Raw genomic sequence first — 19,215 nt, 5'->3', positions numbered from 1 at the left:
TTTTATGCAACAAAAAAACTCCCACCCTCAAGATTATTCATCTTGAGGACGAGAGTTGTTAGCTTCGCGGTACCACCTCAGTTTGTTAATATGTCACCATATTAACCTCTTCAGGTACGGCAAAATATGCTTATACCCTATCTCTATAACGGGAGAACCCGTCGCACCATCCCTAAATAAATTAGTTCCTTGCGCAGCTCCAAGTCTTTTTTCATTAAGATGTATACCGCTCTTTCTCAGCTACCAGAGCTCTCTGTACGTATTCTTTCTTAACTACTCTTCTCTTCTATGCCTTAAATATTAGTTTTTTAATATGATAATTTATAACACTTTTATTGTCAAACTTTTCCGAATCGAAATCGTAAAATTATCTAAAAAAATTCTTTATCGCTTCTAATTGAATTTTGTGGCTACACTCATCACAACAATATGCCCCTTTTGGTTTCTCTTTAAATCGCTTATATTTTTCACTGCCTTCGTAAACACGAAATATATTCTTACAAGAAAAGCAAACAATCTCATAAAACATCATATGCATTTTCCTCTCCTTGTTTATACACTTTTTTAATCACTTGAGAAGGTCATTTTTCTACAGTATAAATTTTAATATCCTTTGACTAAAAGGTTTACCTCTATTCTTATCGAATTATATTAATATCTTATAACGCGAGGTGAACATCTTGTTCAGTAATATAGAATTAGTTTTAGATGCTAAAGCAAGTTTAGCTGAAGGACCATGTTGGAATGGAAAAAAGCAACTTTTATATTGGGTTGATATTATGGAGAGAAAATTATGCATATACAATCCTACCGCTAATACGAACCGAGTAATTGCTCTCAATCAACAAATTGGCTGTGTTGTTCCATATTTAGAGGATGTACTACTCTTAGCTATGGAAAAAGGCTTTTATTCTATTAATGTAAATACCGAAAAACTGACACATATTTTTGACCCTGAACCACATTTAATAGAAAATCGTTTCAATGATGGAAAATGTGATCCAGCTGGTCGTTTCTGGGCAGGTTCTACAGATACATACGGTATGAATGCTGCAGGTTCCTTGTATTGTTTACATCATAATTTAAGTGTAGAGAAAAAAGTTTCACATGTAAATACATCAAATGGAATTGCTTGGTCACCTGATCATACATACTTTTACTTTATAGATACACCTACTAAAAAAGTGGTTCGCTATCAATATAATATACGTACTGGAGACATTCATAATCCAAGTGATGTAATCAATTTCTCTGAAAATGATGGTCTACCTGATGGTATGACAATTGACGAAGAAGGTTGTTTATGGATTGCACATTGGGGAGGTTCAAAAATAACTAGATGGAATCCCTCTACTGGAGAACAAATATTAAGCATTCCAATTCCCGCGTTATATGTAACATCATGTACATTTGGTGGGCCTAATTTAACAGATTTATATGTTACAACAGCCAGAACAAGAATGAGTGATAACGAATTAAAAGAGTATCCACATGCTGGTGGTATTTTTCGAATTCAAACAAATGTTAAAGGCTGTCCCACCTATTCATTTTGCAATAAAAATATTGGAGCTGAAACAATGTGAACCGTATCGATTACATAAGACAAGAAGAAAAGAAATATCACGACCTTTGCTATGAACAATATAAACTGTTTGAAGCTGGCTCTTGGCTTTTCAAACCAGTTAAAACGGTTATGGACTTGATGAACCACTTTGACGGACAAAACAACTTGCAAGTACTTGACCTTGGCTCTGGCGTTGGGAGAAATAGCATTCCCATTGCAAAAAAAATAAAAAATACTAGCGGCACCGTTACATGTGTTGATTTACTTAATTCCGCTTTAACAAAGCTACAAATTTATAGCAAAGAACATGATGTATTCGAGGCTATAAAAACAGAAGAAGCAGCAATTGAAAACTATCATATTGACTCTAACGCTTATGATTATATCGTTGCACTATCAAGTTTAGAACATGTCAGATCAGAAGAAGATTTTAAAAATGTACTCCACTCTATGAAAAGAGGTACAAAAAACGGCGGTATTAATTGTTTAATTATTAACTCTAACATACAAGAAATTGATTCAATAACGAATGAAGAATTAGAAGCTTTAATTGAAATTAATCTTTCAACCGAAGAAATGATAAGTACTTTAAAAAGCATTTATAAAGAATGGAAAGAACTAAAAGTTGAAATAAAAGAATTAGCTTATGATATTGTTCGAAATGAAAGACACATTCAATTAAAAACAAATGCTATATCGTTTGTAGTTCAGAAATAATCGTATAATAAAGATATGATTATTTCTCTCAGATTTATTTTTATTGCACGAAATTTGCAACTATAAATATTTATGAAACAAAAAATAAAAGAGCACTTGTTTCCGCAAGTGCTCTTTTGGGGATTTTGAGATACCCTATTAACGAAAGTTAAGGTTACTTAAAGTTAAAAGGTATTTATATTATATGCTTGTCCTTTTTATTTGTGCATAATCAATATATAAACATCTTTAATCATTCTTAATAACTTTTAGTTATCGTTCTTTCTTACATTTTATCATTAAGAAATTGATTGAAGGTTTATTTGCCATGTTCTTATTTGGTTCATCAATTTCCGAAACTTTTACTAATCTATATTGATTAAAATCTTTTTTTATAGATTCAGAATCATAAAAGAACATTTTTACACCTTCCATTATCTCATAATAATCTTTATCCAACTGTTTTCCTTTTCCGTACATGGGAGCTTTTTTAGAAACAGTTGTAAAAACCATATATCCGCCTGGTTTTAACTGATTATAACAATCTTCAATAAATTTCTCTCTTTCCTGTTCATTCAACAAATGAAGAAGTGCATGACTAAATATCCCATCATACAGTTTATTATTAAAAGGCATTTCGTTTACTGAACCGTGATACATACTAACATCTTCTAGTCCGTTTTCTCTTGCTAAATCGATCGCTGTTTTCGAAATTTCAATACCTGTTACATTTATACTATTTTCGATAAATACCTTTGCGTTTCTTCCATAACCAATACCCGGAACTAATATATCCTTAACGTTCTTTTCAAGAAAAAAATCTTTTGTCAAAATTGCAGATTCTGTAGGTTCAAATCCCCACATCGTTTGTTTTTCGATAAAACTTGATTCCCAAAATTCCATTATGTATCTATCTCCTTATTTTCAATCCATTTTTAGTATCACATGAAAAACTTATAAATCTTAACGCTACTTCTACCTATGCCAAATTAATTTTTTACCACATTCACTATAAGTCCATTGAATATAGCACAATTATAAGCCTATATCTATTATAATGATTGGTTTAAAATCCATCCTATTTTATTAATCCTTACGTTTGTAGAAAAATAAAAAAGCCAATACTTCCGTTATAGTATTGGCTTTTTCTCACGAGAAATTATCTTTTTATATTGTACCGATCTAATACTTTTTCTAACATTTCTAAAGTTATTGGTTGTGCTTCTTTTATTAATTGATAACCAATACGACCATTCGGTTCCGCTGTAACTTTTTGTAAAATCTTCAAATCATGAATTCCTTTTTCTCTTAATTGCATATATAGTTGTTGCTCCGACATTTTTGCCTGCATCAAATTCTCTTTTACAACCTCTCCGTTTTCAACAATTATAATACTACTTCCATTTAAAAATTGTTCCACCTTCCTTGATTTCAATTCAAAGAAATGAATGATAAGTAATATGCTTGCAAATATGATAGCCGCGAATATAGATGGGACTACTTTTCTACTTAATACAGGTTCTACAATAATACGGCCAATTGATACAACTATAATGATTTCAGCTCTTGTCATTTGGCTGACAGATGTACTACCTGTCATTTTCAAAACAATTATTCCAGTAAAAGTTAATATAATACTTTCCCAAATTATATTCATAATAACCCAATCCTTTAATGGTGTATTTTACTATCATTCCCATTAAAGGTGTGTTTTACTTACCTATTAAGTTGTTAAATCCTTCAGACCATGATGGAAATAAAGGTATCCAACCATACTCTTTACGTGCTTTATTATTGGAAGCTCCTCTTTCCCAACTATTTTTCCCATCTTGAACTTTAGGCTTAGGTGCCCCTATCGCTGCTGCATATATTGGTAACCATTCTTTACTAGTTGCTGGATAATTATCTACAATATTTACGATTCCTGAAGGCCAATTAAGGGATAGCATAGTAGCTCTTGCAGCATCTTCGACATGTATAAACGAGATTATCCCGTCTGATGCAATAATTTCATTATTACGAACTTGATTTGCTATTAATCCGTTTTCCGCATACCATGTTCCTGGTCCGTATAATGTGCCATAACGAAGTATTACCGATTCAGGTAATTCAGTAACAGCTTCTTCTAATTTCAATATGCCATTAACAGTGACTTGTCGAGGCATGGAAGCAGTAATATGTAGTGAATCTTTTTCAGTCGCAAATGTATCCCCTGGTTCATACGCCCATGAAATACTTTGAGCGATTATTTTCTGTACCCCTACATTTTTAGCTGCATCGACAAGGTTACGAGTGCCTTTTGTTCTAATTTTTGCATTATCCTCAAAATCCCATGAAGATAATGACGTTAATTGATGAATAACTACATCGGGATTTGTTTCTTCTAATACAGAAAATACAGCCTTTCTATTAAATACATCAGCTATTACTGGTATGGCACCAACCTTTTTCATTGCTTCTACTTGCGAAGTATTACGGATCATCGCAAAAACTGTATGCCCATTTTTTATTAACATTGGCAATAAAGAACGTCCTATTACACCCGTTGCACCTGCTACAAATATTTTCATATGTGTTCCTCCTCATTTAATAATCATAAATGTGACGAAACATTTGTAAGGTATGTGACAAATATTTTCTCATTTTTTTCGTTATTCATATGAAACATATACTTTTAATGGTTTAATTATCCCTAAACTCAATTCATCAAAGCATTGTATGAGTGAAGTATAATGAATTTCATGTTGAAAGATCTCTTCTATAAATGGTGTTTTTCCTATTTCTTCAAAAAACCAATCTGCATGCTTTTGATAATCGTATCCATCACTTGATCCAATGATTTGCAATTCTTTCTGATAAAAGTTAGCAGTTAATGTTAGTTCTTCTATATTGCCATCAGACAGTATACATATTTTACCATTAGTTTTAAGAGCTTTTTGCAAAGTATGGAACCCACTATTTGTAGCAGAACATTCGAAACCATAATCATATGTTTCTATTATTTTCTCTTCTGAATCATATATGTTTTTCGTACCAAACTTCTTTGCAAAATCTCTTCTATTTTTATTAGGCTCAACAACATCCACGTGCTCAATGCCTACATAGTATTTTAAGAAATAACAAGCGAGTAAACCAATAACTCCCATTCCAATTATAAGTACTTTTTCATCCTGTCGCGGGTTTAGTTTCAATACTCCTTTAGCGGCATCACATGAAAGAATAGATAATAAAGCAATTTTAGGTTGTATAGAACTAGGCACTCGAATTACTTTATGCGCCTTAACTATCCCTATCGTTTCATGTCCATAAAAAGAAACTACTTTATCACCTACGTTTACATGTGTTACTTGATTACCAACTTCAATCACTTCACCATAACTTTCATATCCAGTTTTTCTTGGATAAAAAGGATGCGGATCTGTAACATCGGATCCATTATACTGTGGTAACTCGGCCCCAATGCTTATCGATTCTGCGATTGTTTTAACGATAATTTCATCGTCCTGTATGTCCTTAATTTCATTTGTTTCCCACTCAAGTTGTTTAGGCCCTTTTACAATTAACTTATATTGTTCCATTTATATCCTCTCTTTTTATAAAGATGTTATAAGTAATATTGTTATCCATCTAAATTTCGACTAAATTTATTTACCTAATAGATGATAAATTACCCTTGCCCACGTTTATACCTTTAATGCTCCTGTACCTTTCTGTTCAGCGTCTAATACTTCAAGATTACTATTCTGATAACATTTTAAGAAAAGTCGTTGCCGCCCAAATGAAATACGCAAGTTGCGTCACGATATACATCGTAATTTCAAAACCTGTAAGCTTTCTTTCCCTTTTTATTTTCTTTAAATATCTATAAAAACAAAATGAACATAAGATCAGTAAAACAATAGACATTTGATATAGATTATCCACTAAAAGAACTGCCATTTATTTCATCACCTTTCCAATAGAAAGCGGGCTATAGTTCAAGCATACCATAAAAAAGGAATTAATTACCATGTAGTCCAGAGCAAATATTACCCAATTAAAACCAGTCACCTTTTTGAATTTATTCAATACAATGTTATGTAATCGACTACACACGATATAATAGGAGATTACTTTCTTTCACTGCAAATGCTTAGGAGGAAGTTGTACATGCAATTGATTCATAACATAAGAAAGGCATTTAATAACCTATGTAACTACGATACGTTCAATTTAATACACACTATTCAATCATTAAATATTTCACTTCATAAAATAGCTCCTTTTATTACTTCACCAGTTAATCTTGAATACGGAAGGAACGTTATCTATCAGTCTGAATTCGTAGAGATTTTAGTATTAAATTTCCCCAGCAAAGCAAAGACCTTTGTGCACGATCATGGAATATCTGTAGGATGTATACTAATAGTCAATGGTACGTTACAAAATATAACGTACGAAAATAATAGCGAGCGGATTGAAGAGTTTACAGAGGGAAATATTTTCACAGTAAAAAAAGATACTGTGCATAAAATGTATAATGCTACAGATTCAGCAGTAATAACTTTCCACGTATATTCCCCACCATTAAAAGATGTCCAAATATATGAATAGTCTTTAGAAGGAGGAAATATGCAAAATTTGAAAGATTACTATATAAAGAGCTTACAAGATGGTCGTAACGTTTGGCTCTATGGACAAAAAGTAGATGTAACTACAGACAAACATTTTGCAGGAACATTAAGTACCATTTCTAATTTATTTACATTGTTTGATGATCCAATACGAAGAGATTCTGTTGGATATGTTAGTCCAAAAACGAAAGAATTTGTCCATACAGCCTTTTTAGTTCCGAATTCCTATAACGAATTATTAATGAGGAGAACCGCTTTTGAAACGTGGAGTTATGCTACAGACGGTGTAATGAGTAGACTATCTGATTACGCAAGATCGAGACTTACTGGCTGGTACGTATCAAAATATTTTTATAAAAAATTCGATGCACAGTTTCCAGATAAAATTACATCTTATTATGAAGAAGCAAGAGATAATCACTTATTCTTAAGCGTAGTTCAACGTGATCCACAAATAAATCGATCTACAGAATCAATGTTGAATACAAACGACTTAGGATTACTAAGAGTTACGAAAAAAACTTCTGATGGAATTTATTTAAGTGGTGCTAAAATGATTGGTACTGCTTCTCCTTATTCAAATGATTTATTAATCTATCCATTAGCAAAACTGACTGATACTCAAAAAGATTTAGCTCACTTTCTCATCGTGGCAGCCAATTCCCCTGGATTACATATGGTTTGTAGAGAACCATTTGCGAATACACATTCAATTACAGTTGATTCCCCTCTTAGCTCACAGTACGATGAAATGGATGCACTATTAATCTTTGATAATGTATTTGTACCATGGGAACGAGTCTTACTATATAACAACCCTGAAGCGTTATGGGCAATAAAGTCAGATGTAGCTTCTAGTAGTTTAGCTTATCACCAAGCAATTGTACGATTAGTAGTAAAGCTAGAATTTATAACTGCAATTGCTTGTGAAATTGCTGAAGCGATCGGTGCTACTACTTATTTGCATGTTCAAGAGAAGCTTGGGGAATTAATTATGCAAATCGAAACAATTCGCGCACTTTTAATTGCTGCAGAAGTTGAAGGTACTACAAATGAAACGAAAACTTATTTGCCGAATTTTAAATATATCGAAACTGCAAGGAATCTTGGTTCCAAATATTATCCCCGTGCAATAGAAATTTTACAATTAATTGGAGCAGGTGGGTTCATTCAACTTCCTTCGAGCTCGAATGACTTCCAAAGTCCGATAGCTAATTTATTGAAAAAGCACTTTAAAGGAACGAATATAGATGCCGAACAACGCACAAAATTATTTAAGTTAGCCTGGGATATCATTGGAAGTCCATTAGGATCTAGACACGAATTGTATGAAAGATTTTATGCCGGAGATCCAATACGAAATACAGCTACGCAATATGTAAATTATGATAAAAATCATTTTAAAAAGATGCTAAGTAAATATTTACATTAATGAAAAAGAGCACTCTTTTCTAAGAGCGCTCTTAAAAAACATATAGTTATTCAGTTACATATATAGTTGCTCCGTCCACAACTGCTACTTTTCTCTGTAATGGTTTCATTTTATTCACCTTTAGTTTTCTTCTTACACATGATTCTTATCATATTTTCTCGTATAGACTTCCCCATTCTGAGTAACTAATTTTAATGCAATTTCACCACAAACTCCATGTGGTATTTCAAATTCACCTTGTGCATTTGAAATACTACGCATATTACTTTCAATTGAATCTTCATAAATTTTCACATTAGTTATAGGTTCGTTATTTTAATCTACGATAATACCTCTTGAATACTTTGCAACTGCTATGCATTAATCCTCTTTTTTATAATATGTAATCACAACAATTGCACCTGCCACTATAGCGCTACATACAAACAAGAGAATGATTTTGCGCCTCACAACGAACCTCCTAATTCAAATTATTCTTTTCTAAACTGAAAATTAAACTGTCTTAATTGCTTGATTTCCTCAATTACTTTACGAATACCTTCTTCAATCTTATCTTCTTTTACATTCGAAACATTTAACTTTAACAGTTTTTCTTTAGGAAAATTCCTCATATAATTCTTATCAATAGTATCGACACTTATTTGCCTGTCACCTAATTTTTGTATAAATGTTTCTGTAACTGTGTTTTTCTGCATTTCTAAACAAGTGTGTATTCCAAATGTGTTTTGTCTATTATATGTAAATAATGATGGATCTTCATTTTGCACTTTTTCTAATGTTTCTGCTAGTTTTATTGATCTATTATAGTAGGAAGAATTAATTTTACTTTTATGACGTTCAAACATACCGCTCTTTATATAAATTTCTAAAGCCGCTTGAGAAATCATCGGACTATCAATATCTAGTATCTTTTTGTATGTATAGAACGCATTTGCAATGGATGGTGGAATGACCGCAACTCCAACCCGTAAACCTGGAAAAATAATCTTCGAATAACTTTTCAAATATATGACATGACTACAATTATCCAAGCTATATAATGGATCTGCTTTTGAATCAGTTTCTAAATCTGCTAAATAATCATCTTCCACTATAAATACATTGTATTTCTTAGCCAATAGTGTGATTTTTTCTTTCTCATCTTTAGAATAAGACGTTCCAAGCGGATGATGATATCTCGGTATCGTATAGAAGAATTTTATTTTTCCGGTTTGAAATATTTGCTCCAATTCATTCAAATCGATACCTTCATTCGTACGTTTAATACCGATTACAGGAACTTTATTTATTTCTAGATAATCAATATATAGATGATATGTTGGTTGTTCAATTAATACAGTTTCATTTCCATTCGGAAATGGTATAGAAGTTAATATAGCAAGTGCCTGCTGAACACCGGATGTTATAAAAATATTTTCTTCTTTTGTAAAGACTTGATAATTTGCTAGTTGTTTTTGAATAACTGGTATTAAAGATGGTAAGCCTTTCGGCGTTCCATATACAAACAAATCATTTTTATACGTATCAATAGCCTTATTAATACAATGTTGAAAATCTAAATACGGAAAAACATCTGGATCTGGTGCTGAGGAGGCAAAATCAATTATCTCGTTATTTTCTATAGTACTCTCTGATTTTTTAACAACGTAGTATCCACTTTGAGGGACAGAATATATAATGTGACGCTTTTCTAATTCATGAAGAGCACGTATAACTGTTGCCTTATTACATTCATATTGCGTAACGAGTGACCGTATAGACGGTAATTTCTTTCCTTCTCTTATTTCTCCATTTTGAATCATATTTTCTATGTCGTTTAAAATATGTAAATACTTATACATATTACACCTCCTCCAGTAATTATATAGATTTTTTATTCATATAGCATTCATTCCTCAATTAGTTAATTTTCCGATCATCTATATCGTAAATCCCAATAGCATATGAATCATTTTCAATCCATTTCTTTACTTCTTCTGTTTTAAGTACCCCTTCAACTTCTTTTTCTATTTTCTGTCCAAGTCCTCTCGCCCCTACTTCATCATCGCTAATCTTAGTTTTTATATCAATGGTAACAGGTTGATTCTTTTTATAATTTATTTGCTGAATACCAAACCCTTCATATCCATTTTTTCTGAATACGTCATCAAATATATGTCCAAAAACTTGATTCCATCTACTCTCTGCCTTTACAACTTCTCTATTTCTTTGAGTTATATTGATTTTATAAGACGTTACACCTTGTATCACCAATCTTTTATTAATATCATTTTTTATTTCGTTACCATCTTCGCTATCAGCAATCTCTAAATCTAATATTCTTTCTTTTTCATCTCTTATAGCAGCACTAAAAAAAGATTCCTCCTTTACCGCGGCTGTAGCAATATCCATCACTATAGACTCTTCACTTTTAGCATCTTCAATGTCATTCTCACAGGCACATAATAAAGCAAGTGGAAATAAAAATACAAGTAACTTCTTTCCCTTTCTCATGCAGCACCCCTCCATATATTTTCATTTACGATAAACTTTTTACTTTGACATATAAATACCTTCTTTAATTATTAAATTTAACATTATTTCACATTTACCCCACTTAACAAGGGAATTACAATTAATAAATAGAATATCTCTATGAATAAATAAAAAGTGAGGGATATATAATGCAACATGTAAATACGATTGATATTAGTAATGTACTACAATTGGAAAAAACTCTTTCGACTTTATTAAATAAAATGATTTCTTCAAAACTAGACCTTGAAAATTGGTTAAAAGAGCAGTCAAAAGTAATTTGGGACATCGAAGAACAATTAAGATCACATTACATCGCCTTTCAATGTAATACGGATGATGAAGAAATAAAGGATACTTTTGAACATGATCAACAATTTGTAAAGCCACTTTTAAAGCGGTACCAAAATTTATTGGATAATAAATATTTAGAGTCACCTTTTCGAATGGAATTAGATTCTAACGTATATGGTTTATTAGATACAAAAATAAAAAATGCTCAAAAGTTATTTTGTGAGGAAAATATCGAATTAGAAATACAGGAAGACAAATTAGTCACAGAGTACTTTGAAATCACTGGAGGATTAAGTGGAATTTGGGACGGAGAAGAAAAAACGATAACAGAATTACAATCCTATTTACAAGATTCGAATCGTGACACCCGTAAAAAGGCAAAAACCATTATTTCTGAACAATTTTTATCTGTTGAAAAAGAACTCCAAAACATATTAAATCAATTAATTGAAATTCGCCATCAAAAAGCAAAAAATATTCAACTAGAGAATTATCGCGATTATATGTTCAAAAAATACGAGCGTTTTGATTATTCAGCGAAAGATTGCTATGAACTAGCTGAATCCATACGTAAGTATGTTGTGCCTCTTAAAGATAAAATATTGCTTGAGAAAAAAGATAAACTGCAATTGGATATGCTTTGCCCGTGGGATGTATCAGCTGTAACTCCAGATCAAAAAGTACTTAAACCTATTGCAAATGAAAATGATTTAATTGAAAAGAGCACTCATATCTTTAATAAACTAGATGTTGAATTTTCAGCACTTTTAAACCGAATGTATAAACACAATTGTCTTGATTTAACAAGCCGCAAAGGAAAAGCAGCTGGTGGCTTTTGTGAGTACTTACCAGCTTCACAATTATCTTATATTTTTATGAACTTAAATTATACACAAGATGATATTGTCACTTTTATACATGAAATGGGTCATAGTATTCATAACGAACTCATAAAACCATTAAAATTACGACAGTATATAGAAATTCCAGCTGAAACAGCTGAGCTAGCCAGTATGACAATGGAGTTATTCTCGCTTAATTATTGGGATACCTTCTATACAGACAAAAAAGATTTAAAACAAGCAAAAATTAACTTCTTTAAAGATGTTATTTCATATTTACCTATTATGCTTATTGTCGATCAATTTCAACACTGGCTGTATGAAAATCCAAGTCATACTTCTGAAGAAAGAAATGAAAAATACTTACAACTTCAAAAACATTATCAGTCTAGCGTCATACATATTGATGGCTACGAAAACTGGATAGCAACGAGTTGGCTACCTGTACTCCATATTTTTGAAGTACCATTTTATTATATTGAATATGCGATCGCCCAACTTGGTGCATTACAAATGTATAAACAATATAAAGAGGATCCTAAGCAAGCGCTAGAAAATTATAAAAAGGCATTATCACTAGGAAGCTCGCAATCTATAAAAGAAGTGTATGATGCAGCCGGTATTCGTTTTGATTTTTCTGGTGAAACAATTAAAGAACTAATGCTATTTGTAGAAAAAGAATTAGAATTACTTGAGCAATTATAAGAAGAAAGCTGCACCTATATTTTTGGTGTAGCTTTCTTCTTTATTTTATTAATCAGCTCTATGTACTGAGTATCTCCATATCCGATTGTTGGAAAAAGATAAAACAACTTTATTAATAATTCACGAGTTGATAAATCTTTATTTTTAGAGATGAATTTCATTACTGCATTATCTTCTGTTAACATTTCTAAAAATAAGTCTATAGCCTGATACATTACAGGTGGCACCTTATGAGAGGTCTTTTTATGGTTTACTAGTACTTCATTGTATATAGAAGAATAATTCCCCAATTCAAGTTCAATTTGATTTACTTTAAATTCATCCTCTCTAAAGCTATTTAAGTATACCTTCCCTTCATAAGCAGACTGTTCAAGGTGAGAAAGTATGGTAAGTAAGTTCATTTGGCAAAACATATCTTCACCAAACCATAGAACAATACATTTATACTTTTTCGTAAAAAGGTTTTCTAACGGATCTATAACCTTTTTTATATAACTTTCTACTGAACTGTTATGTCCTTTCGCTCTTGTTTTAATAAACTCTTCATTAAAAACTTGAGTAGTAGCCGAGTTCACACACATTGCCTCATTAAATGGTGCATAATCAGAATCACCCATTAGCTTTTTATTTTTAAATTCTTCATACATAACTTGACCATTTAATATGTTAAGTACCTCTTTATCAAATAGCTCACTCTTCCTGTCTCGTAACTGTTCAACCTCTATTTTTCTAGAAATATTCATTTTAAACGCCCCTTCTTTATTTAAATTTAGTTTAACAAATGATTGAATAGGCATTTTGTTAAGTTGATATTCTCTTGGATTCATTCCAAAAACATTTTTACATATTCGATTTAGCCGTTCCTATTTATAGTGCGATAGAATATTCATTTGCTGGAAATGGGAATATCGTTGACTATGAGTATTCTATTACAAAAGCACTATTTGAAGGCTACCAAGAGGAAAATGAGCTACCAAAAGAGATGAAAGACAAGTTTCCGTTATTTATTAAATTAAAGGAGATTTTTGAATATAGCTTAATGCATATGTATTGGGATAAAGAAGAATTAACGGAGGAACAAGTACGGATTATGAACCTTTATAGGATGAAGATCGAAAATAAGAATACCTATATCAATATTTAAGAATGCCGTTGTTTAACTGCAAGGAAACTTTGGTTAAACAACAGCATTTATTAATTAGCTGACAACCTTTTTTATGACTTATAAATACTGATTCAATAATCTTCTCAAATACACTTCATTTTGCGGTGATACTTTTTCAGAAAATCTAGCTGCAATAATAATAGGAGCCCATTGAAAAACTTCATCTCTTGATATGCCGGTACGACTGCAATATATATGTAAATACATCTCAGCTAATTCTACCGAAGATTGTGAGTACAACAAATATGTTCGAAATACATCTGCGCGAATATCACCTGAACTAGCATCTACCCAATCTATAACTTTCACTTTCTCTTCCTTACTCAAAATCAAATTAAATGGATGAAAATCTCCATGACATAGCCTAAAATCAAATGTAATAAAATCTAATTTTTGTAATATATCCTTCTTTTTGCGTTCATCCAATTTATGCACAGATTTAATTTGACGCTCTAACCTTTCCCTCATTAACTCCATTTCATCTGTATTTACATGTATAGCATGGATCTTTTTTTGCTCATTCACACAAAGGCTGATATAACGCTCTGCCTCATTTAAATTATTAAGCAGAAGATCACCAATGTTGTCCCCTTTTACATGTTCCATAATAATTGCCTGTCTATTTTGTATCTTTATTACTTCAAATATGTTTGGAACTGGCAGCCCGCATGAATACGCATATTTTTGTTTTTTTGCTTCATTCATAGACTCTGTATCTGGGAGGTAATCTTTAAATAATTTTACAACCTTATCATCAGTTAAATAAATTTCTGCAGTATTCCCTTTTGCAATTGGATTACCTAAAACCACTTCATTTCTCCCCTTAACATAAATTAAAATAACACCTTGTACTTCTCTTTAAATTCACTGTAACCCTAGCTAAAACCTTCTTCACGAATATACAAAAAACTTACCGCTTTTCATCCTTAAATAGAAAGCGGTAAGTTTAATTGTTTAGGAATATCAGAATGAAACTCTGATGTATGCACAATTGAAAATGTATATCCTTGCTCAATAAATGATACTTCATTACGTTTACATTCAAATGATACACTATTTTTCTTAAAGTTATTTTGGATTCGCTGTAAAAATGCGACGTCTGGTGTTCCGAAAGAAACGTGTACTTTCGGTGATAGAGCTTTCATCGCGATTGGAATCCAAGGTCGCTGCCACCAAGTTGCGACGACATAAGCAGTGCCACCAACTACAAAGTTAAAAATATCCCCGTCTTCCATCGTTTTCATATTTAGATTTGATTTTAACCATTCCCTAAAAATAGGTACACTTTTAACAGGAAGACCAATTTCCCTTACGTATAAAATGTTTAAAGGTGAGTGTGGTACTAATACATCCTCCTTAACATAACTATGTGCGATAATTTCGAGTAGATTTCCATCTCCGTCTTTAAAGTATAAATTGAATAGACCATTTTCTTCACCAATTACATTTCCATTTTGCCATTTTACAATGAGTAATCCAGAGTCCTTTAACCATTTTGCTGTTTCATGGAATTTTGAATATGGAATTTCAAAAGCAAAATGTGCAGGTGCGATTGGTTCATACACTTCTTGAAAACTAATTGTTGTATAAGTTGTTACTTCAAATTGAATGAAGGATGCTGTTTCTTTTTTTATTGGAAAAGATAATATGTCCTTATAAACTTGTTTTACCCCTTCTATGGAAACCGTCTGTAGTTTTATATCTGATATATGTGTAATCACTTTACATTCCCCTTCATTTCTTATTATCTATTCGTATTGTATTACACTTATAAATAGATAAAATCAAACGGAAGGATGGATTTTTCATATAGAAACTACAACTTTAGTATGAATATGTTAGCTCCAATTATTTTTTATTTCCGCTATAACAATTTCCGGTTTATCCCAGTGCAACATGTGGGTAGTATCAGGAATTACTTTTACTATACTGTCCGTTTTCTCTTTAAAAACATTTGCTGTCTTATCTCTATAATCCGCCCAAACTTGTGGGACTGTAGCTCGAAGTAATACAATATTAGCCGGTAGCTTCTCATATATATCTATTGTTTCATCTTTATGCATACCTCTTATTATATTACTAGCTGTATTCCCCCTGGCATGCCACCATACTTTATTATCCATTTCGATCCCTAGATCCTTTACAGCAACTTCTAACAATGAAGACCACCTAGTATAAGCTTCTTTTTCACTTTTGAAAAATTCGTCCCAATTATTAAAAACGTATTCATCAAAGTCCTTTTCATAATAAGCAATTTCTTCTTCCAACGTTTCTTCTCGAAGCCTTTTTGTTTGATATCCACCATCAATAAGAATACTTCCTTGTACTTTTTCTGGATGATTTAACAAATAAAATAACGCTACAAAACTTCCCCATGAATGTGATAGAAAATAGAAGTATTCGATTCTCAATTCATTTATTATTTCATTTAACCAATTTGCTAAATTGTGCATCTCATAATCTTCTGTTCTTTCAAATGGGGGTGTTTTACCATGTCCAGGTGCATCAACGGAGATAAATCTATACTCTTCTTTTAATTCCTCAGCAATTTCTATAAAACTTAAACTCGTACTACCTAATCCATGTAAACAAAAGATAACGGGCTTGTCATTATTCCCCCATTCAGTAATATGTACATTTATTTTTTCATTGCTAATATAGTAACGTTTCAAAACATTTATCCTCCATATTTTGATTTTTTAATTTACATTTTATTTATTTCTATTATTTTCAAGTATTTCCTGTATTCTTTTCCACACAAAAAGCTGCTTTTCTTTAAATGAAAAGCAGCTTTTACACTAAAATACATTATAATTTAACAGCAATAATCATAAATCTTTTTGAATTAGTACGAATCCCTTTTTCAGAACTATACGTATCAATGAACTTTTGTAAAATAGTAAAATCCTCTTCCTGTTCTCCGAATCTAGGAATAATAGGGGTATGTTTTAATAAGAAAATGAGATCTTCAGACCTACTGTAATAATCAGTAACATCATATTCACGTACTTGCACGAGATCAAATCCTGCACTAATAAGTTCATTCATATAATTTTCTTTTAAAGTACCATCCCGTTCACCTAAGCATTGTCCTCTACCAAATGCTTCTTTCAGGTTTAATTTATCATTCTCACTTACTTGTTGTGTTAAGAAAAAGGCACCCTTTTTCATTACTTTCGCTAACTCAGATGCCAGAAACGGGGCATGACAACTTGAAGCAATATCAAAATGTGCATGTGGAAATGTTAAAGCTTCAGAACCCATTTGAAGAAACTCAACATTTTGTACACCTGATTTTTTCAAGTTAGAATGTGCCGTTGCAATCATGCCGTTAGAATTATCAATTCCAATCAACAATTTAACTGATGATGCTATGTTAAGTACATTTTCTCCTCCGCCTGTACCAACATCAAGTAAAATATGTGATGGTTTACACCTTTCTTTTACCTCACTATAAAAGTCCCATGTATCTCCTACAGTTTCACATTTTATTTTGCTAAAATCCCATCCATTTAATCTTCCTACTTTATTATAGAAGCTTTTATACTCTAATTCGTTCATCTTATTACTTCCCCTTTGTAAAAATAAATTAAATATGTATAATAACCTACGACACTCCTTAATTATATATTATAAAATACAAATTATTAAAACAATATTTCCCTTCACACTACAATAAGTTTACATAACATTTTTATGGTTTATCTTTATCTATATATTCTAAATGCCCTCTTCCCCAACTACACATACTATCCAAAACAGTACTGACTGTTTTTCCATGTTCAGTTAAGCTATATTCTACTTTAGGTGGTATTTCTTGATAAATTTCGCGTTTTATTAGTTGATCTTGCTCTAATTCACGTAATTGCTTCGCTAACGTCCCTTGAGATATATCTGGTATCAATCGCTTTAATTCACCAAAACGTTTCATTCCATCTGTTAGCAAAATAAACAAAATGAGTGGCTTCCATTTCCCACCGATTATTTGTAATGTTGCTATTACCCCTTTTAACTTCGGTTCTTGTAAATCCATTTTTCTCACCTCTCCTCAGATATCATAAAGTGAAACTTTAATCAGTGGGGGTTTTGTTCATCCCACACTGATTATTAGTTGAACCAATCGGGCTTTTACGGGCTATTGATCTCTTACCTAACTTCCTTGCATTTTCCTAACTTTGAGGTGAGAGTTTTACTGCCCGTTAATGCCGGATAAACCATATTTAGAAATTTTTCCTATTACTTATCCGCATGTATAGCGATTAGTACGAAATTTGCGACTATGTACATATAAAGTGCGTACTTTTCACTTGCTCCCTTTTAGCGAATAATAAAAGCATAGCACAGTTAGTTATATTCTAAATTTTTTATTAAAGGAGTGGCTAAAATATGTCTATTACTACATTAAAAAATAGCCGTATTGTTATCATTGGCGGGAGTTCTGGTATTGGATTAGCAACAGCAACACAAGCAATTAAACAAGGCGCACATGTTATTATTGCCGGACGCTCGGAAGAAAAATTAAAAGTTGCTCGAGAAGTAATAAATAACAATCATCTTCAAACTTATATATTGGATAATCAAAATAAAGAGCAATTACAAAATTTTTCCAAGACAGTTGGGAACTTTGATCATTTATTCACACCGGGAGCCTCTTACACACTTGGACCAATTACCTCTACAGAGGAAATTGCTGAAAGTAGCTTCATCGGAAAGTTTTGGCCTCAATATTATGCCGTAAAATATGCAATTCCTTTTCTTTCAAACTCTGGATCGATTGTGTTAATGTCTGGTGCATTTAGTCAAAGACCACTTAAAGGCGCACCTGCCTATGGAGCTTGCAATGGTGCTATTGAAAGTTTAGGGAAGGCTTTAGCTGTGGAATTAGCTCCTATTAGAGTTAATGTGGTTTCTCCTGGAACAATACAAAGAGAAAATGAACAAAACGAAAATAGACTAGTTGCTTACAAAGCTTATAAATCTCTTTCACTTGTACAACGAGCTGGATATAATGATGAAATTGCACATACTGTCCTATATTTAATGCAAAATAGTTTTACTACGGGTAATGTATTGTTTCCTGATGGAGGATACACATACCATTAATTATTAAAAATTTAATGCCTCCTTGTATTAACTAGTATTAAGGAGGCTAGTATTAACTAAAAAAGGGATATATTAATGTAGGATCTTCTTTCAAAAGTTCTGCTAACAACAATAATTGCGGAAAAGGTCATAAGATTAACTCTTTATCCAGCAACCCCTTTTGTTCTCGAATCATTCCGCCTCCTCGCATAAAAACCGCCCTAATTTCTATTCCCTACAATTTTATATAAAATCAATATTATAAAGTAGGATTCAACAACTTCTTACAGAATTCTATATTTAATACA

The 19,215-nt window shown here is 31.8% G+C and carries 21 protein-coding genes, 1 pseudogene and 1 other annotated feature; of the genes and pseudogenes, 7 read left to right on the top strand and 15 right to left on the bottom strand.

The annotated features are described in order from the left end of the window. Nucleotides 1-41 precede the first annotated feature (41 nt). Nucleotides 42-298: a binding site (T-box leader), on the bottom strand. A 69-nt stretch (nt 299-367) separates the two neighbouring features. Further along, nucleotides 368-538 carry a DUF2197 domain-containing protein gene (locus M1D73_RS12710; RefSeq protein WP_000551042.1) on the bottom strand — a complete coding sequence of 57 codons (171 nt, stop codon included), beginning with the start codon at nt 536-538 and terminating at the stop codon, nt 368-370. A 142-nt stretch (nt 539-680) separates the two neighbouring features. On the opposite strand from M1D73_RS12710, the gene M1D73_RS12705 reads away from it, so the two are divergent. Both M1D73_RS12705 and M1D73_RS12700 read left to right on the top strand, forming a co-directional pair. After that, the gene (locus tag M1D73_RS12705; RefSeq protein WP_098212461.1) at nt 681-1,583 is read left to right on the top strand and encodes an SMP-30/gluconolactonase/LRE family protein; all 903 of its coding nucleotides are present in this window, start codon (nt 681-683) and stop codon (nt 1,581-1,583) included. After that, nucleotides 1,580-2,281 (top strand): class I SAM-dependent methyltransferase, encoded by a 702-nt coding sequence (locus M1D73_RS12700; RefSeq protein ID WP_098212460.1) that lies wholly within the window; start codon nt 1,580-1,582, stop codon nt 2,279-2,281. The genes M1D73_RS12705 and M1D73_RS12700 overlap by 4 nt, the downstream gene beginning before the upstream one ends. A 252-nt stretch (nt 2,282-2,533) precedes the next feature. Here M1D73_RS12700 and M1D73_RS12695 read toward each other — a convergent pair whose 3' ends face one another. The 5 genes from M1D73_RS12695 to M1D73_RS12675 form a co-directional block, all read right to left on the bottom strand. After that, a complete protein-coding gene (locus tag M1D73_RS12695; RefSeq protein WP_098212459.1) occupies nt 2,534-3,163 on the bottom strand; it encodes a class I SAM-dependent methyltransferase in 630 nt (209 codons plus the stop codon). A 256-nt stretch (nt 3,164-3,419) separates the two neighbouring features. Next, entirely contained in the window at nt 3,420-3,917 is a 498-nt protein-coding gene (locus M1D73_RS12690) for a DUF421 domain-containing protein (RefSeq protein ID WP_098212458.1), read from the bottom strand. A gap of 55 nt (nt 3,918-3,972) precedes the next feature. Beyond that, nucleotides 3,973-4,830, bottom strand: coding sequence for an NAD-dependent epimerase/dehydratase family protein (locus M1D73_RS12685; RefSeq protein ID WP_000689433.1), 858 nt, complete (start codon nt 4,828-4,830; stop codon nt 3,973-3,975). Between the two features lie 81 nt (nt 4,831-4,911). Continuing rightward, complete coding sequence (locus tag M1D73_RS12680) at nt 4,912-5,838, bottom strand: zinc-dependent alcohol dehydrogenase (protein WP_098212457.1); 927 nt, start codon at nt 5,836-5,838, stop codon at nt 4,912-4,914. A 160-nt stretch (nt 5,839-5,998) separates the two neighbouring features. Continuing rightward, the gene (locus M1D73_RS12675; RefSeq protein ID WP_000279689.1) at nt 5,999-6,199 is read right to left on the bottom strand and encodes a hypothetical protein; all 201 of its coding nucleotides are present in this window, start codon (nt 6,197-6,199) and stop codon (nt 5,999-6,001) included. Nucleotides 6,200-6,409: 210 nt separating this feature from the next. On the opposite strand from M1D73_RS12675, the gene M1D73_RS12670 reads away from it, so the two are divergent. Both M1D73_RS12670 and M1D73_RS12665 read left to right on the top strand, forming a co-directional pair. Next, complete coding sequence (locus M1D73_RS12670) at nt 6,410-6,853, top strand: cysteine dioxygenase (protein WP_001176009.1); 444 nt, start codon at nt 6,410-6,412, stop codon at nt 6,851-6,853. Between the two features lie 18 nt (nt 6,854-6,871). Next, complete coding sequence (locus M1D73_RS12665; RefSeq protein ID WP_001180384.1) at nt 6,872-8,305, top strand: 4-hydroxyphenylacetate 3-hydroxylase family protein; 1,434 nt, start codon at nt 6,872-6,874, stop codon at nt 8,303-8,305. A 132-nt stretch (nt 8,306-8,437) separates the two neighbouring features. Here the strand turns inward: M1D73_RS12665 and M1D73_RS12660 are convergent. The 3 genes and pseudogenes from M1D73_RS12660 to M1D73_RS12650 form a co-directional block, all read right to left on the bottom strand. Beyond that, nucleotides 8,438-8,662 (bottom strand): annotated as a pseudogene (locus M1D73_RS12660) (hypothetical protein). Nucleotides 8,663-8,775: 113 nt separating this feature from the next. Continuing rightward, nucleotides 8,776-10,146 (bottom strand): aminotransferase-like domain-containing protein, encoded by a 1,371-nt coding sequence (locus M1D73_RS12655; RefSeq protein ID WP_098212456.1) that lies wholly within the window; start codon nt 10,144-10,146, stop codon nt 8,776-8,778. A 58-nt stretch (nt 10,147-10,204) separates the two neighbouring features. Then, nucleotides 10,205-10,798 carry a DUF4030 domain-containing protein gene (locus M1D73_RS12650; protein WP_098212455.1) on the bottom strand — a complete coding sequence of 198 codons (594 nt, stop codon included), beginning with the start codon at nt 10,796-10,798 and terminating at the stop codon, nt 10,205-10,207. 170 nt (nt 10,799-10,968) lie between these two features. Between M1D73_RS12650 and M1D73_RS12645 the strand changes: the two genes are divergently transcribed. Continuing rightward, on the top strand, nt 10,969-12,660 hold the full coding sequence (locus tag M1D73_RS12645; RefSeq protein WP_098212454.1) for a M3 family oligoendopeptidase: 1,692 nt from the start codon (nt 10,969-10,971) through the stop codon (nt 12,658-12,660). A gap of 14 nt (nt 12,661-12,674) precedes the next feature. Here M1D73_RS12645 and M1D73_RS12640 read toward each other — a convergent pair whose 3' ends face one another. Next, complete coding sequence (locus M1D73_RS12640) at nt 12,675-13,487, bottom strand: AraC family transcriptional regulator (RefSeq protein WP_226794329.1); 813 nt, start codon at nt 13,485-13,487, stop codon at nt 12,675-12,677. Between M1D73_RS12640 and M1D73_RS12635 the strand changes: the two genes are divergently transcribed. After that, a complete protein-coding gene (locus M1D73_RS12635; protein ID WP_002006075.1) occupies nt 13,478-13,804 on the top strand; it encodes a hypothetical protein in 327 nt (108 codons plus the stop codon). The genes M1D73_RS12640 and M1D73_RS12635 overlap by 10 nt on opposite strands. A gap of 78 nt (nt 13,805-13,882) precedes the next feature. Here the strand turns inward: M1D73_RS12635 and M1D73_RS12630 are convergent, their stop codons facing one another. From M1D73_RS12630 to M1D73_RS12610, 5 genes are all read right to left on the bottom strand, one after another. Continuing rightward, nucleotides 13,883-14,635, bottom strand: a complete 753-nt coding sequence (locus M1D73_RS12630) for an aminoglycoside phosphotransferase family protein (protein ID WP_098212453.1) — start codon at nt 14,633-14,635, stop codon at nt 13,883-13,885. A 116-nt stretch (nt 14,636-14,751) separates the two neighbouring features. After that, nucleotides 14,752-15,546 (bottom strand): VOC family protein, encoded by a 795-nt coding sequence (locus M1D73_RS12625; RefSeq protein ID WP_121868537.1) that lies wholly within the window; start codon nt 15,544-15,546, stop codon nt 14,752-14,754. A 117-nt stretch (nt 15,547-15,663) separates the two neighbouring features. Then, nucleotides 15,664-16,497 carry an alpha/beta fold hydrolase gene (locus M1D73_RS12620; protein ID WP_078187929.1) on the bottom strand — a complete coding sequence of 278 codons (834 nt, stop codon included), beginning with the start codon at nt 16,495-16,497 and terminating at the stop codon, nt 15,664-15,666. A gap of 136 nt (nt 16,498-16,633) precedes the next feature. After that, a complete protein-coding gene (locus tag M1D73_RS12615; protein ID WP_001003888.1) occupies nt 16,634-17,386 on the bottom strand; it encodes a class I SAM-dependent methyltransferase in 753 nt (250 codons plus the stop codon). Between the two features lie 133 nt (nt 17,387-17,519). Next, complete coding sequence (locus M1D73_RS12610; protein WP_000365520.1) at nt 17,520-17,858, bottom strand: winged helix-turn-helix transcriptional regulator; 339 nt, start codon at nt 17,856-17,858, stop codon at nt 17,520-17,522. A gap of 353 nt (nt 17,859-18,211) precedes the next feature. Between M1D73_RS12610 and M1D73_RS12605 the strand changes: the two genes are divergently transcribed. After that, on the top strand, nt 18,212-18,928 hold the full coding sequence (locus M1D73_RS12605) for an SDR family oxidoreductase (RefSeq protein ID WP_121868536.1): 717 nt from the start codon (nt 18,212-18,214) through the stop codon (nt 18,926-18,928). Nucleotides 18,929-19,215: the final 287 nt, after the last annotated feature.

The sequence above is a fragment of the Bacillus sp. PK3-067 genome, from assembly GCF_056738645.1.
The sequence above is the reverse complement of the archived record's forward strand: the minus strand, read 5'-3'. Positions and strand labels throughout refer to the sequence as shown.

Bases quoted from the DNA above. Each gene is read 5' to 3' on its own strand.
- M1D73_RS12710 (WP_000551042.1), bottom strand. From the start codon at position 538: ATGCATATGATGTTTTATGAGATTGTTTGCTTTTCTTGTAAGAATATA.
- M1D73_RS12695 (WP_098212459.1), bottom strand. From the start codon at position 3,163: ATGGAATTTTGGGAATCAAGTTTTATCGAAAAACAAACGATGTGGGGA.
- M1D73_RS12690 (WP_098212458.1), bottom strand. From the start codon at position 3,917: ATGAATATAATTTGGGAAAGTATTATATTAACTTTTACTGGAATAATT.
- M1D73_RS12685 (WP_000689433.1), bottom strand. From the start codon at position 4,830: ATGAAAATATTTGTAGCAGGTGCAACGGGTGTAATAGGACGTTCTTTA.
- M1D73_RS12680 (WP_098212457.1), bottom strand. From the start codon at position 5,838: ATGGAACAATATAAGTTAATTGTAAAAGGGCCTAAACAACTTGAGTGG.
- M1D73_RS12675 (WP_000279689.1), bottom strand. From the start codon at position 6,199: ATGGCAGTTCTTTTAGTGGATAATCTATATCAAATGTCTATTGTTTTA.
- M1D73_RS12670 (WP_001176009.1), top strand. From the start codon at position 6,410: ATGCAATTGATTCATAACATAAGAAAGGCATTTAATAACCTATGTAAC.
- M1D73_RS12665 (WP_001180384.1), top strand. From the start codon at position 6,872: ATGCAAAATTTGAAAGATTACTATATAAAGAGCTTACAAGATGGTCGT.
- M1D73_RS12655 (WP_098212456.1), bottom strand. From the start codon at position 10,146: ATGTATAAGTATTTACATATTTTAAACGACATAGAAAATATGATTCAA.
- M1D73_RS12650 (WP_098212455.1), bottom strand. From the start codon at position 10,798: ATGAGAAAGGGAAAGAAGTTACTTGTATTTTTATTTCCACTTGCTTTA.
- M1D73_RS12645 (WP_098212454.1), top strand. From the start codon at position 10,969: ATGCAACATGTAAATACGATTGATATTAGTAATGTACTACAATTGGAA.
- M1D73_RS12640 (WP_226794329.1), bottom strand. From the start codon at position 13,487: ATGAATCCAAGAGAATATCAACTTAACAAAATGCCTATTCAATCATTT.
- M1D73_RS12615 (WP_001003888.1), bottom strand. From the start codon at position 17,386: ATGAACGAATTAGAGTATAAAAGCTTCTATAATAAAGTAGGAAGATTA.
- M1D73_RS12610 (WP_000365520.1), bottom strand. From the start codon at position 17,858: ATGGATTTACAAGAACCGAAGTTAAAAGGGGTAATAGCAACATTACAA.
- M1D73_RS12605 (WP_121868536.1), top strand. From the start codon at position 18,212: ATGTCTATTACTACATTAAAAAATAGCCGTATTGTTATCATTGGCGGG.